The 14,807-nt window shown below is 54.4% G+C and carries 11 protein-coding genes; 1 reads left to right on the forward strand and 10 read right to left on the reverse strand.

The window, feature by feature from the left end:
* Window position 1: 1 nt before the first annotated feature.
* The 3 genes from ACXAIA_RS00475 to ACXAIA_RS00485 are packed head-to-tail and all read right to left on the reverse strand — an operon-like array spanning window position 2 to window position 3,659.
* A complete protein-coding gene (locus ACXAIA_RS00475) occupies window positions 2–1,012 on the reverse strand; it encodes a TniB family NTP-binding protein (RefSeq protein ID WP_475347612.1) in 1,011 nt (336 codons plus the stop codon).
* On the reverse strand, window positions 1,009–3,012 hold the full coding sequence (locus ACXAIA_RS00480) for a Mu transposase C-terminal domain-containing protein (RefSeq protein ID WP_475347613.1): 2,004 nt from the start codon (window positions 3,010–3,012) through the stop codon (window positions 1,009–1,011). Before ACXAIA_RS00480 ends, ACXAIA_RS00475 begins: the two co-directional genes overlap by 4 nt.
* The gene (locus ACXAIA_RS00485; RefSeq protein WP_475347614.1) at window positions 3,012–3,659 is read right to left on the reverse strand and encodes a TnsA endonuclease N-terminal domain-containing protein; all 648 of its coding nucleotides are present in this window, start codon (window positions 3,657–3,659) and stop codon (window positions 3,012–3,014) included. Before ACXAIA_RS00485 ends, ACXAIA_RS00480 begins: the two co-directional genes overlap by 1 nt.
* Before the next feature lie 114 nt (window positions 3,660–3,773).
* Between ACXAIA_RS00485 and ACXAIA_RS00490 the strand changes: the two genes are divergently transcribed.
* On the forward strand, window positions 3,774–4,751 hold the full coding sequence (locus ACXAIA_RS00490) for a hypothetical protein (protein WP_475347615.1): 978 nt from the start codon (window positions 3,774–3,776) through the stop codon (window positions 4,749–4,751).
* A gap of 11 nt (window positions 4,752–4,762) precedes the next feature.
* On the opposite strand, the gene ACXAIA_RS00495 is transcribed toward ACXAIA_RS00490, so the two are convergent.
* From ACXAIA_RS00495 to ACXAIA_RS00525, 7 genes are all read right to left on the reverse strand, one after another.
* Window positions 4,763–5,869, reverse strand: coding sequence for a Fic family protein (locus ACXAIA_RS00495; RefSeq protein ID WP_475347616.1), 1,107 nt, complete (start codon window positions 5,867–5,869; stop codon window positions 4,763–4,765).
* Between the two features lie 357 nt (window positions 5,870–6,226).
* The gene (gene gyrB / locus ACXAIA_RS00500; protein ID WP_475347617.1) at window positions 6,227–8,683 is read right to left on the reverse strand and encodes a DNA topoisomerase (ATP-hydrolyzing) subunit B; all 2,457 of its coding nucleotides are present in this window, start codon (window positions 8,681–8,683) and stop codon (window positions 6,227–6,229) included.
* 19 nt (window positions 8,684–8,702) lie between these two features.
* The gene (recF, locus tag ACXAIA_RS00505; protein WP_475347618.1) at window positions 8,703–9,863 is read right to left on the reverse strand and encodes a DNA replication/repair protein RecF; all 1,161 of its coding nucleotides are present in this window, start codon (window positions 9,861–9,863) and stop codon (window positions 8,703–8,705) included.
* A 63-nt stretch (window positions 9,864–9,926) separates the two neighbouring features.
* On the reverse strand, window positions 9,927–11,045 hold the full coding sequence (dnaN, locus tag ACXAIA_RS00510) for a DNA polymerase III subunit beta (protein ID WP_475347619.1): 1,119 nt from the start codon (window positions 11,043–11,045) through the stop codon (window positions 9,927–9,929).
* Between the two features lie 329 nt (window positions 11,046–11,374).
* The gene (gene dnaA / locus ACXAIA_RS00515; RefSeq protein WP_475347620.1) at window positions 11,375–12,937 is read right to left on the reverse strand and encodes a chromosomal replication initiator protein DnaA; all 1,563 of its coding nucleotides are present in this window, start codon (window positions 12,935–12,937) and stop codon (window positions 11,375–11,377) included.
* A gap of 392 nt (window positions 12,938–13,329) precedes the next feature.
* Window positions 13,330–13,590 carry a 30S ribosomal protein S20 gene (gene rpsT, locus ACXAIA_RS00520; RefSeq protein WP_475347621.1) on the reverse strand — a complete coding sequence of 87 codons (261 nt, stop codon included), beginning with the start codon at window positions 13,588–13,590 and terminating at the stop codon, window positions 13,330–13,332.
* Window positions 13,591–13,775: 185 nt separating this feature from the next.
* On the reverse strand, window positions 13,776–14,552 hold the full coding sequence (locus tag ACXAIA_RS00525; RefSeq protein WP_475347622.1) for an enoyl-CoA hydratase: 777 nt from the start codon (window positions 14,550–14,552) through the stop codon (window positions 13,776–13,778).
* Window positions 14,553–14,807: the final 255 nt, after the last annotated feature.

Raw genomic sequence — 14,807 nt, forward strand, 5'->3', positions numbered from 1 at the left:
CTCACCTTGCTGAGAGGACTTCGTTGACGTTTTGAGAACGTGATGTCGCGCTAATCGACGGGATGCATCCCGCCACCGACATATGCCTGCTCTCGGGAAGCGTGTCGATTGCTTGTCCATCCCAACTATCGAGAAATGGATTGAGAACTGCTTTGTCTGGTACAAGGCGCTCCCTGAACGATTTGGCCAGATGCTGCCGGGTTATCGACGAAGCATTGCATTTGGCTGCGTCATATGCAGCACCATGGACCAGCTTGATCAGAAGAGAAATCAGTCCTTTTGTTGCAGCATGGCAGCGGACCGCTTGACCCTTCAAATCGCTTTTGCCTCCCAGAATTTCCGCAAGCTTTCCGTCTACCGCGTCAAGAATCCTAGTGAACTCTGCACGCTCTGCATTGTCATCCCAAGCAAAGGGTGAAAGTTCAGTCTGATAACTAAAGCGCCGCATGAGCTGTTCATTTGCTGACAACACATTTCTCGAATACGGAAGCCCAACCAAAGCCACCGGAATCGATGTGTTGGAAATGAGGTTCTTAAGCCAGTCAGAAACATCGAGGATGACCCGCTCGCTCTTGCGATCGATAAAGTGCTGAAACTCATCAAGAATGATGAGTTTCGTGCCGCACTCTCTAAGCAGCTTGCGAAGTCTTTTGGTTCTTTGCTCAAGTGTGCCCCGATCAGAAAGAGGGTCGCCAAGCTTATCGAGAAGCTCGGACGCCATATTCTTCATCGTTGCCGGCACCGGAATTACCGCGCTCAGAACCGGAACCAGTTTACGGTCCCGGGTTTCGACAGGCTGGTTATCGACGAGAAAAGCCTTTGTAAGCGTCGACTTCCCAACACCTGAGGGACCATACAGAAGCATACACACCGGTTCTCCATAACCCGTGTAGGACTGCATGCATTCATCAAGCCGTGCCAAACCGGTTTTGAAAGAACGATGGCGGATCAGAACATCACCCATCACCTGATTGATGTCAGAAAGCTTGTCTGGATTAACAGCAATGCTCATACGTCGTCCTTTCCGACAGCCTGAATACGCTGCATGCCATCAGCAAGAAAATCGTCATCTTCAACTAGGTCGTCACGATAATCTTCCTCCTCGGCCGTTGGTGCAGCATCAAATGAGATCTCATAAGAGGTGTTCTGCTCGACAATCCGATCTTCATTCGAGGGTGCTTGACTGGAGGACTCACGAAACCGTCCAATCCGTGCATTGGTTGTGCGTTTTCGCTTCTTGGTCTTGGCCGTTTCCTGAATAAGGTCGTGAATCTGTTCTTTGACTTTTGCAAGTTCAGTTGGATCGATCTTGCGCGCCCCCATTTTCCGAAGGCACTTACGAACGATCTTGTGAGGCCACAGCCCGAGCCCTTCTGCGTATTCGGGATTCAATGCCGGGACATCGAAATAGGTATTGGTTCTTGGATCACGGACATGAATGCGCCCCATATTGGTCGGGTCGAACTTCATATCTACTTGGAAGTCCTTGTTAGAGCTGTTGCGGAGCTCGGTCAGCTTTCTTGAGCTGTACCAAATGCCCTCTATCACAATCCCTTTGGGATGAATTTTCCGAACTTCCTTGAAGCAGGAAAGAAGAACATTGAGGTCCTCCTGATCGGAAATAAGCCGAGGTGGAAACGTCTCCACACCTTCAGTCCATCTCTCAAGCGGTATTGCTTGTATACCCTCGTGCATCTTCCTGGCATGAATTTCGACAATCCATTTACACAAGACATGCTCAAGAAGTGCGATAGGAACACTGGCCTCTCCAACCGCATCATTTTCTGAGCGTGCATCCTTGTTGTGAAAGGTTTTCCCCGGCGCATCACAAAGCAGAGATCGGTTGATCTCACCAAAAATCCTCTCCACAACACCTTTGGTCCACGGCGACTTCACTTTGTTATGCTGAATGGTGATACCAAGTTGGGCACACGCGATTTCCAGATCTTTGGAATGGAATTCAGGCCCATTATCCGTAACAAGAACCTCCGGCACGCCATAACAAGGCCATGTGCCTTCAATGTCTGGGTAACGCTCGTTAACCCATTCCTTGGTGCCAATCGCATTGCGCAGCGCCATCATTACACTCGCTGAACCTGGCGCTTCAAAGCCGAGATAAAAGCCCAGAGGCATCCGTGAAAAATGGTCAATGATCAATGTGAGTGTTGGCCGCCCTAGTGGAATGTCGAGATCCTCATCGTAGGCGATGATATCGAGAAGACTGTGGTCGATTTCTACCCGCTCAAGCGGTCGAGAGGAGAATGCACCTTTTCCCACGTGTCGTGTTTCCTTGTCGGCAATGTGTTTCCCGTATCGGCCCCTTAAAAAGGTGTAGGGCTCGAGTTTCTCGATTTCGCGATAGAGAGTTCTAAGCGTCGGCACTGCCAGTTGATCAAATGTTGGTCTGTATGCATTCAATCGTTCGATCTCGACGACGACAGCGGAGTAAACATCCGTCGGCCTGGGCCTGGACGTAACCAGAAATCGCTCATTAATTACGGCCTGAAGGATTTCGAGTACCTCTGGAGAAAATCGTCGCTGTCGGTTCCCGCGGCGCTTTGTTTGCGGCACCAAAGCCGCAGGATCGCCGCCAGCCTGACGGTAAAGTTTGCACCAGTTATAGAGCGTTGCCACTGACGGTGGTTTAAGGTCGTTAAGTTGTGCCGCACCAATTTCGATGCTGGCTTTGACCAAAGCTGCGCCGCTCTCTGCAACCCTTGGCTTCTCGACCAATTTTACGTAGGTAAGCCTGCGGCGAAGCTCATCGCGATCTTTCTCGGGAAGGATACTCAAGTCCTGGCGTTCTAAAACTTGGTGCTTCCGGTCACCAACGATGATGGAAGCTTCACCGTTGGCCACGGAAAACGCCAACTCAGGTCTTGGGATTTTCACCAATTGACCGTCATCTTCTGACTCAAGCTGAAGAATATCCCCTGCAAGGCAACGACGAACGGCATAGATGGTTTCACCAACAGACACCTCAGTTCCCATACCGATGCGAACAGCAACCATTACGAAGCCCTCCGCAAACAAACAGATGTATCGTCGTTGTCGATCGGTTGATTAATATCGACGCCAAGAATGCCTTGAGCAATGAGTGCATAGACCTGCGAGAACGGAACACCATGCTCTTTCAAACGTTCGAACAACCCTTCAAGGGTCAGAACACCGCTATCAATGAGATTGATAACAACCTGTTTGCTGGCGGGATTTACGATTTCGCGCTGATAGCGCAAGAGTTTGGTGATGTTTGAAAGGCGCGGTTCTTTTCGGATTTCGCGCTCGGTCATTACGAGGAAATTTATGCCTTGCGCCGCGTAATGCTCCCGGAATGCCACAAGTCTCTCTTTCAAGGAGCTTGTTATGGACTGTTCGTAAGGCTTCACTTCAAAGACAGTTACGCCAGTCGTCATCTGCGCGATAAAATCGGGTGTGTATTTCCGCCTTTTTCCGCTCTCGAAATACGTAATAGGTTCTGGTTGCTCTCGATATGATAACACCGCCGGATCAAACTCCAACAAACGTATCATGTCGCGCTCGAGCTGGGACTCCCAGTGGACGACCCGGCTGGATTTCAAGCTTGGAAAACGACCAACAACGCGATGCGTTGTCCGCCGAACAACCTTCCTGCTTCTTTGTGCATGGGGATCAAACATCATTCACAATCCACGTTATGATTCGTGGCATATTATGATTCAAATCACCTTTGCACAATCGAAAAATTCTGCTATGGGTAATTGAAAGATGTTTTAACGCAAGGAAATCTCCCCAAGATGAACGCGCAATCCTTTGATGAACTGCTTGCAAAATTGGACGACGCACGGGGCCGGCGGATGCCCTGGACACAAATTGCGTCGATCATCAACGAGATCGAAAAAACGCCAGCGGGTAAGCAATACTCTGCAAATAAAGAACATTTCTGGGAGATGCTTGCTCAGAAATCCGGGTATACACGCAACGCGTTGCAACGGATGCGCTCAACACTCATCCGCGGCAATGCCATCGCAGATCGCGAAAAAACGAAACTGCAAGAAATTCTCGGACAGCGTTCACTCGAACCAAATGCCCTATTTGACGTACTGGGCCACTTTCATACTGCTGAGCTGTTCGCACGTATTTACAGCGCTGATCCGGATGCTGCATTCAATCTCCTGACTCAAATGCGCGACGAGAGGGTCCCGGTGGTGCGTATCAAGGAAATCCTCAGTGAAGTAACGAACCGAAAGCACTCTTCGTCGGCGAAGCCAACGTTCTTGACGCGCAAAGACGCACTTCATAGAGAACAAGCTCTCGCTTTAATTGATGAGCACAAGTCTCTTCTGTACGGAGGTGACGATGTCAGTATCTATTTCAAGAGGTATGAGTTTGAATTCGTCAGCATTGACGCTGTTGGCATTCGCTGTGGCGATGATGGTGCCTTGCAGCTGGTTGACGGGTTCATGTTCATGACCAGTATTCCCGCAAGACACAAACTGGCTTTCCAGAACCTGCTGTCTGATATCGATTATCGCTCGAGTTTTTTCCGCCACGTATGGCTTTGCAGAAACAGCTCGTTCCGATGGCCATCAGAAGAAATTAATGCTGCGATTGACGCTCTGGACATTCATCAAGTTGGGATCATCGAATTTGACGAAGAGGGCGGCGAGATGAAGATTGTTCGTCGTCCAAAAGGAGACGCACGACCCTCGCGCTATTCTCTAACCCTTCGCGAAATCATGCGTCAGGGCATACCAGATTTTGGCATGGTGTAATGCCTGATCAATTATTTGCCAGACAACCGGTACTTCGTCGAACGACCGCGTCCTACGCAAACGGATAGATAGCCTTTGTCGACCAAGTCAGTAAGGTGGCGCGTTGCTGTCGCCTTACTAACGCTATTAATCGCAGCATATTGTGATGCGCTTATGACATTTTGCTCCGCATCATCGTGGAGCATTACAAGAATTCTGACTTGTTGCGTCAAAAGTCGATTTTCTGGCTGTATCGTCACGAGACTGTTCGCTTCAACACTCCAGCTTAATCTCGTTATCGCGCCGTCGAGTGCATTTTCCAAAGTTTTGAAAAACCAAACCATCCATTCCGTTATGTCCAAACCGGAAGACTGAGTTTGCTCCAACACTCGGAAATAGATTTCACGGTCGGCTAAAATGTATGGCGCCATTGGGTACACGACAGCATTTTTGTCTGACTGGAATAGTGCCAGGTCAGCGACCGCGCGTGCGCTCCTGCCATTGCCATCTTCGAATGGATGCACGGTCGCGAACCACAGATGTGCCAAAGCAGCTCTCGAAATCGGATCTATTTCTTTGGCTTCTCGGCTAGAAGCGAACCAGGTAAGGAATGTTTCCATCTCAATTGCGACGCGTGACGGGCTAGGGGCTTCGAAATGAATCCTCCGGTCGCCGCTTCCACCAGAAACCACGTTGATATCTTCGGTTCGCCATGTTGCAGGCTGCCCGATTTGAGCTGGCGAGTATGTCCTCTCGAACATGCAGCGCTGCCACATTCCTAATCGATGCAGAGTAAGGTCTTGAGAGGACTTGCCAAAAACGTTTGATATCAAAGCAGCGGCGTTTCCCTCCAGGAGACCAACACTCTTGGCGTCATCGCAAGAGGAAGGTCGGCCAAAACCGCGCTCGATTTCATCGGATATAACAGTTGCGTCGAGGTGCTCGCCCTCAATTGCAAAAGAAGCAACAATGTTCTCAGTAAGTGCTTTGGTGGTTAACGCTCGGGTGCCGTTCAGCGAGTTGACCAATCCGGCCACGTATCCCTGTTTATGATAAACAGGAGGTAAGTAGGCTTGGATTTGCTGGCTATCCCAAGTGAAGTTGGGCCAATCGCTGTGCTGCCAGTTCCATTTGCCCATCACAATACTCCCTCGTGAGCCGATTAATCACCATATTCGGCTCACATTATGACGTGAATAAATTTCACGGAAGAGGCAAAACCTACAACAACTCGCGATTTTGGCAAAAAATAAGCCCCCAAGAGGCGCATCACTGAGCTCTTAAGAACTGCAGGCTAAGCGTGGGGGGTGTTGTTAGGGAAATTTTACTTAACCAGACGCCCAGATGCAACAAATCTCAACGGTTAGATACGAGCAAAGCGAATTCATAGCATTCACTTGAACTTGCTCTGCTCGTTCTAATTTTATGCGTCACAGATTCTAGAATTATGTGTCGCGTTTCCAGTTTTATGAGTCAATTCACAAATGTGCGACGGCTTAGACGTCGAGGTTTGCGACCTTGAGCGCGTTGGACTGAATGAAGTCGCGGCGGGGTTCAACCACGTCGCCCATCAGGGTGGAGAAGACTTCTTCGGCCTCATCGGCGTGGCTGACTTTGACCTGCAGCAGGGATCGGACATTCGGATCAAGCGTGGTTTCCCAAAGCTGATCCGGGTTCATTTCGCCCAGACCCTTATAGCGCTGGACTGAAATGCCGCGGCGACCGAATTCCATCACCGCATTGACCAGATCGACCGGGCCATTGATTTTCCAGGTCTTTTCCTTGGCAACGAATTGCGCGCCCTTTTCAAACAGTTCGCGCAGATCCCCAAGGATGCCGGCAATTGCACGGGCTTCGGCCGAGCGCAGAATATTGCCGTCAATCACATGGCGCTGTTCAACACCACGCAGCATGCGCCACAGGACAATTTCATCCATCGGCGCTTCGCCGTGCCAGCCACGATCATAGTCCTCTTCGAGGCTGTCGAGATGTTTGGCGAGCGTTTCGGCAGCTTCGAGACGTTTGCCATCATCATCGAGAAGTGCCGGGTTCAGCGCCCCGGCAAGGGAAGCCTGTTCGAGGACCGAAATCGGCAGCTTGATGGAAAGCGGTTCAAGGAAGCCTTTGGCCTTACGCGCGAGTTCCACAACACGGACCAGATCCGGACCGGCCAGCTGCTGACCATCGGCAAGGGTGAGAACCGCGTCCTCGGTCCCCTGTGCGGTCAGGTATTGCTCCATCTCGCGGTCGTCCTTGAGATACTGGACCGAGTTCCCGCGCTTGGCACGATAGAGCGGCGGCTGGGCAATATAGAGATAGCCGCGTTCAACCAGTTCGGGCATCTGACGATAGAAGAAGGTCAGAAGCAGGGTTCGGATATGCGCACCATCGACGTCAGCATCGGTCATGATGATGATTTTGTGGTAGCGGGCCTTTTCGATGTCAAAGTCATCGCGGCCAATCCCGGTGCCCATTGCGGTAATCAGGGTGCCGATTTCCTGACTTGAAAGCATCTTGTCAAAACGCGCACGCTCAACGTTCAGGATCTTACCGCGCAGCGGCAGGATCGCCTGGAACCCACGTTCGCGGCCCTGTTTGGCCGATCCACCTGCGGAATCACCCTCCACGATGAAGAGTTCGGCTTTGGACGCATCGCGTTCCTGACAGTCAGCCAATTTGCCCGGCAGGGACGAGATATCAAGCGCGCCCTTACGGCGGGTCAGTTCGCGGGCCTTGCGTGCGGCTTCACGCGCGGATGCCGCTTCAACCACCTTGGTGACGATCTTGCGCGCGTCCTGCGGATGTTCTTCAAGCCATTGCGCGAGCTTGTCATTAAGGATGTTTTCGACCACCGGACGGACTTCGGATGAAACCAGTTTGTCCTTGGTCTGGGATGAGAATTTCGGATCCGGCACCTTGACCGAGATCACGCAAGACAGGCCTTCACGGGCGTCATCACCGGAAAGGGCAACCTTTTCCTTTTTGGCGATGCCGCTTTCCTGTGCATAGGCGTTGATCTGACGGGTCAGGGCCGCACGGAAGCCAGCCATGTGTGTGCCGCCATCGCGCTGCGGGATGTTGTTGGTAAAGCAGAGCGTGGTTTCGTGATAGCTGTCATTCCACTGAAGCGCCACTTCGACGGTGATGCCGTCTTTTTCGCCTTCGATGCTGATGGCTTCTTCGATCTGACGGGTCTTGTTGCGGTCGAGATATTCGACAAAGGCCCGAATACCACCTTCGTAATGCAGCTTGGTTTCGACCGGCTCGCCGCCACGTTCGTCCCGCAGGGTCAGGATCACGCCCGAGTTCAGAAACGCCAGCTCACGCAGGCGATGTTCAAGCGTCGGCAGGTCGAATTCCGTCATCGTGAAGATTTCGGCATCCGGGTAGAAAGTTACCTCGGTGCCCGAAAGCGGGGTGCCGTCCTCGGTGATCGGGGCGTCGCCAACAACCTCAAGCGGCTTGATGGCATCGCCACCGGAGAACTCCATGTAGTGTTCTTTGCCGTTGCGCCAAACGCGGAGTTTCAGCAGCGTCGACAGCGCATTCACCACCGACACACCCACGCCGTGCAGACCACCGGACACCTTGTAGGAGTTCTGGTCGAACTTACCGCCGGCGTGGAGCTGGGTCATGATGACCTCGGCCGCAGACACGCCTTCTTCCTTGTGCATGTCGGTCGGAATGCCACGCCCGTTATCGCGGATGGTGGCAGAGCCGTCGCCATTGAGCTGCACCCAGACGGTGTCACAGTGACCGGCCAGCGCTTCGTCGATCGCGTTATCGACGACTTCGTAGATCATATGGTGCAAGCCGGTGCCGTCATCGGTATCACCGATATACATACCCGGGCGTTTGCGCACCGCCTCGAGGCCTTTGAGAACCTTGATCGATTCTGCACCATACTCCGGCGACGTTTCACCAGTGTTCGGCGTTTCTGTTTCGTTGGTCATAGGGTCACAACCTCGGCATTCACGGAGTGGTTTCCAGGGTCAGTGTGGCATCTTCCACGCGGAAGAATTGCGCACGACCGTCCAAACCTTCAAACAGCGCCCGGTCCGTGCCTGTCATCCAGGCCTGGACGCCAAGCGCCACGATTTCATCAAATAAATGGTTGCGGCGTTCTGCATCCAGATGCGCAACCACCTCGTCAAGTAACAGTAGCGGGCCAGCCCCGCGCGCCTTTGTCTGCAGGCGGGTATTGGCCATAATGATCGACAGCAACAACGCTTTCTGTTCCCCGGTGGAACATTGATCTGCCGACTGGCCCTTTGCATCGTGCCAGACCAGCAAATCACTGCGTTGCGGGCCGACCACCGCCCCGCCATAGGTCGCATCACGCGCACGTCCGTCGCGCAATGCAGCCCGCATTTTGTCTTCGACCTCGACCGCGGGCAGGTTTTCCAGCCAGTCTTCGAGATCGCCAGTCAGTGCCAGACGGGCTGCCGGGAACGGCCCGATGGCCATGGTTCCCGCACGGCGCAACCGTTCCAGCAATTCCCCACGTGCGACGGCAACGGCAATGCCATGGCGGACCATCGAATCCTCGATCGAGGCCAGCCATTTGTCATCGCCCTTGCCTTCCTTGAGCAGCTTGGCGCGTGAACGCAAAGAATGCTCATAGGCCGCGACACGGCTGCTGTGATCGGGATCGAGGCCGTAAACCAGCCGATCCAAAAAGCGCCTGCGTGCGGACGGACCATCAAGGAACAGTCGATCCATTTGTGGCGTCAGCCAAACTGCGGCACATACCCGGCCCAAGGCCGCCTGCCCACGCTGGGCCTGGCCATCAATCCGGACCGCCCGGCGTTCACGCCCCTGTTCAAGGGCGGTCGGATCAAGTCCGGTGCCAAGTTGAAACACCCCGTCAGGCGTTTCCATATCAGCCGACACCGCCCAGGCGCGGGGCGCCCCGGTCTCCGTTGGTGGCACGCTGCGCGCGATTTCACCCAGTTTGGCGCGGCGCAATCCACCGCCCGGGGCCAGAAGCGACACGGCTTCGAGCAGGTTGGTCTTGCCAGCCCCGTTTGGCCCGGTCAGCACAACCGGCGAGCTGTCAAGCGACAGGCGCAGGCCTTCGTAGCAGCGAAACTCGCTCAGCTGGATACGGGAAACGGCAAGACGGTTTGTCATCGACACCCCGTCTTTTGGCATGAGATTATTGGCAAGAGCAGCCACAGCGTATCGTGCTTACCGTCAAACACGCATCGGCATCAGAACATACAATGCCGAAAGGTCGTCGGTATCACGCAGGATGGTCGGGCTGGACCCGTCCGACATCAGAAGGTTAAGCGTATCGCCCTTAACCTGCTTGGCGATGTCGAGCAGATAGCGCGAATTAAAGCCGATTTCGATATCCTCGGCATCGTAATTGATTTCGAGTTCCTCGGACGCGGTGCCGTGTTCGGGGCTTGAAGCCGACAGCGTCAGGGTATTGCCCGACAGAACAACCTTTACCGCGCGCGATTTTTCAATCGAGATGGCCGACACACGGTCGACGGCATCCGCAAAGGGTTTGCATTCGATATCAAGCGTCTTGTCGTTTCCCGACGGAATAACGCGTTCGTAATCCGGGAAGGTGCCATCAATCAGCTTGGAGGTCAGAACCGCATCGCCAAAGCCAAAGCGGATTTTGGTATCCGAAAGCGCGATATCGACCGCTTCGCCGGTTTCCTCGATCAGCTTGCGCAGCTCGCCAACGGTTTTGCGCGGGACGATGACGCCCGGCATGTTTTCCGCACCGTCGGGCAGCGGCGCCTCGACACGGGCGAGACGGTGACCGTCGGTTGCCACTGCGCGCAGGATCTTGGTGCCTTCGGCGTCGGTGGCATGGAAGTAAATCCCGTTGAGGTAATAACGGGTTTCCTCGGTCGAGATGGCGAACTCGGCACGGTCAATCAGGCCGCGCAGCTCAGCCGCAGCCAGACCGAAGCTGACCGGAAGATCGCCACCCGACATGACCGGGAAATCATCAACCGGCAGAACAGCCAGGTTAAATTTCGAACGCCCCGCCGACAGGGTCAGGCGACCCGCGCCCGGCTCAAGCGCGATCTGCACCTGGGAGCCTTCTGGCAGCTTGCGCACGATTTCATAAAGCGTATGCGCAGGGGTCGTGGTCGCGCCCGGTTCGGATACCTCAGCCGTCGTTGTTTCGATGACTTCGAGGTCCATATCGGTCGCAGTCAGCGAGAGACGATCATTCTCTGCCCGCAGCAAAATATTGGACAGAATCGGAATGGTGTTACGTCGTTCAACAACGCTTTGAACATGGGTCAGCGATTTCAACAGCGCCGCGCGTTCGATGGTCAGCTTCATGCCCGTCCTATCCGTCTGTCAGTATTTGTTTAACAAATTGATTTTTAATCAGTTTTCCTACCTGACCCACACCCTTTCGGCTGCGGAAGGCGCATTATAACATGCATACTCGGAAATCGAAGGATTTTTACGGCTTAAACCCAAGCAAATAAAAGGAGTCGGCGGACAAAAATACACCCCGAACGCGCAAAGCGGCGCAAACCGCCCGACTCGCAGTTTTGATGAGTAAAATCAGGGATAAAATCCACCGGATTCAAAAACAAAATCCGCCGAAATTTACGGCGGATTTCATCAAGATTCACATCGATTTGCAGCTGGCCGGTGCCCGATCAGCTTTCAAGCATGCGACGCAGAAGATCGATATCTTCGCACAGCGACAGATCGGTACCGTGCAGCTCTTCGATCTTGCGCACGGCATGCATCACCGTGGTGTGGTCGCGTCCGCCAAACTTGCGGCCGATTTCCGGCAGGGAGTGCGTGGTAAGCTGTTTGGACAGATACATCGCCACCTGACGCGGACGGGCCACAGCGCGCGCACGGCGGGCGGAATGCATGTCGGAAACCTTGATGTTGAAATGCTCAGCCACGCGTTTCTGGATTTCCTCGATCGAAACCCGGCGCTCGGACGCGCGCAGAACGTCATGCAGGACGTCCTGAACCATCTCAAGCCCGATCTCGCGCCCGACCAGCTGGGAATGGGCGATCACGCGATTCAGCGCGCCTTCGAGCTCACGCACGTTGGCGGTAATCTTGTGGGCGAGGAATTCCATGACCCGCTGGGGCAGTTCGACACCCTGACGTTCGGCCTTGGCTTCGAGAATGCCCAGACGCAGCTCATAGGTGGTTGCGTGAATGTCAGCCACAAGGCCGGACCCCAGACGCGAACGCAGGCGCTCCTCGATGTCTTCGAGATCGGACGGCGACTTGTCGGCCGAGACAATGATCTGACGGCCCTGATCGACCAGCGCGTTGAAGGTGTGGAAGAATTCTTCCTGGGTCGAATCCTTGCCCGAGATGAACTGAACATCATCGACCATCAGCACATCGACCGAGCGGAACTGGTCCTTGAAATCGACCGTGTTCTTGTCACGCAGCGCCCGAATGAAGCGATACATGAATTTCTCGGCCGAAAGGTAGATCACCGTGCGATGCGGCTGGGTACGGCGAATATGCCATGCAATCGCATGCATCAGGTGGGTTTTACCAAGACCAACCCCGCCATAGAGGAACAGCGGGTTGAACGGCACCGATTCGGCCTCTGCCAGGCGGCGGGCGGCGGCATATGCGAACTCGTTGGGTTTACCCAAAACGAAATTGTCAAAGGTGTAGCGCGGATCAAGGGCGGCCGAGATGCCATCATCAGACATGCTGGCAATTGCGGTGCGGCCGGCAGCACTTGGCTGACATGGCGCATCCGCAACAGTGCCGGCGTCTTGCGCGTCTGAAGTTCGCGTTGATTTGGCACGCGACGCGACCGGGGCAGCATTTGACGCCGGGGCGGGGGAAGATGCGCCCTGCTTGCTGCCATTGGTGGCGGTGTTACCGGTGGCGCCGGATTTGGTGCCCGATACGATGTTGATTTCAACGAAATGCACATCGGAATCTTCAGCGTGCCAGAATTTCTGGATACGGTCGAGATAGTGCTGGGTCACCCAGTCGCGCATGGCACGGGTCGGCGCACCCAAACGCGCCACACCGGCCTCAACTGCGATCAAGGCAACCGGTTCAAGCCAGTAGCGATAGGCCGTTGCGCCAAATTCAGCGCGCAGCTTTTCGCGTACCACCTGCCAGGTTGCAACTGCATGATCGTCAAGTGCTGCGTGCTGGTCACCCGCAATCCCCCCGCTGGATTGCCCAAGTGCCGATTGTGTGTCCCTCACGGCGTGCTGCACTGTTAAACCTTTCCCCGAATATCCCTATTTTACCACCACAAAGACCGCAAAAGACAAAATGGTACTGCGTCGCGTTGATCACCGCGGTGATCAACACGCTGGCCTTCCACAAAATCAGGGAAGTGTACTCGCGCCTTTTGTTTTTTTGGTTCTTCGTTGCCAGTCGCTTTGCGCGACCTGCAAAGTCCAAACACTGTACTGATGTGACCCACATCAGGCAAGGCGATCTTTAACAGAACGTTAAAAGGATTTCGCAACCAAAACGGCCCTTGTTTTCTGCGGTTTCTTGCACCCGCGCAACCAAGGAACAAAAGGTGATTCTGCGAAATCCGGGCAGCGAAAAGGCCGCACCAGAGGTGCGGCCTTCGACTCGCCATCCCGTAAGGGATAAATTAAAGCGCGGCGATGCGTGCGGTCAGACGCGAAACCTTGCGAGCAGCGGTGTTCTTGTGCAGAACGCCAAGCTGTGCGCCACGTGCCAGTTCCGGCTCGGCGATTTTCATCGCAGCCTGAGCAGCATCTTTGTCGCCAACGTTCAGCGCAGCCTCGACCTTCTTAACGAAGGTACGAATGCGACCGATACGTGCACCATTAACTTCTGCACGTGCGGCGTTGCGGCGAATGCGCTTCTTGGCCGATTTATGGTGAGCCATTGCGAACCTGTCTCTTCAAACAAATGTTACGTAATTCGGAGCGCGGCTTATAGCTCCGTCCGACACCCCCGTCAACCCCCGATACAGCCATAACGCCTCAATTTCTGCGGCTTCTGAGTCTTTTGCCCCGCAACACAGATATGCGCACGCGGAATCAGGGGTCAAGTTGACCGGTGATTAAACAATCAACGGTGCTTGAAATCTGCCTTGCGCTTCTCGCTGAAGGCTTTCATGCCCTCGGCGCGGTCTTCAAGCGCGAAGGTCGAATGGAATTCACGACGCTCGAACATCAGGCCTTCGGTCAGGGTCATCTCATAGGCCTTGTTGACCGATTCCTTGACCTTCATCGATACCGGACCGGAGAAGGAGGCGATTTTTTCGGCCAATTGCATGGCCTCGTCCAGAAGCGAGTCGGCCGGGACGATTCGCGCGACCAGGCCCGCACGTTCGGCTTCCTCGGCATCCATCATGCGTCCGGTCAGACACATTTCCATCGCCTTGGCCTTGCCTACTGCGCGCGTCAGGCGCTGGGTCCCGCCCGCACCGGGGATGGTGCCGATGGTGATTTCCGGCTGCCCGAACTTGGCGGTGTCAGCCGCAATCATGATGTCGCACATCATCGCCATTTCACAGCCACCGCCAAGCGCAAAGCCGGCAACTGCGGCAATGGTCGGCTTGCGACACGATGCAACACGCGTCCAACCCTTGGTGATGAAGTCGTTTTTATAGACATCCATATAGTCGTAATCGGCCATTTCCTTGATGTCTGCCCCGGCAGCAAAGGCCCGTTCCGACCCGGTAATGACAATCGCGCGGATGTCTTCATCGGATTCGAAATCATCAAGAGCAGCCCCAATATCCTTGATCAGCGCCTCACACAGCGCATTGAGCGCCTTGGGGCGATTAAGCGTGATCAGGCCTACATTGCCCTTTTTCTCGGCGATGATGTTTTCATAAGACATGTACGTGATCCTTTATGCGCTGTTCGGCCCGGGGGACTCCGATTGCGGATTCCTGTGGCGTGACCGGACCGATTCGGCTGAAACCATATTTTGATACTGTTTTACCGATTTTGCCCGCGCGCCGCAACCAACCCTGTCAGTGATTTCGCCACGTTCGGATGCGTGACGGCCCTGGTGAGATCCCCACCAGCCAGAATGCCGCTACGACAGTCTGGCACATTGGCCGGCACATAACGTGTGGCAATCCCAAAAAGG

Source organism: Thalassospira sp. ABL2_045, assembly GCF_056161285.1.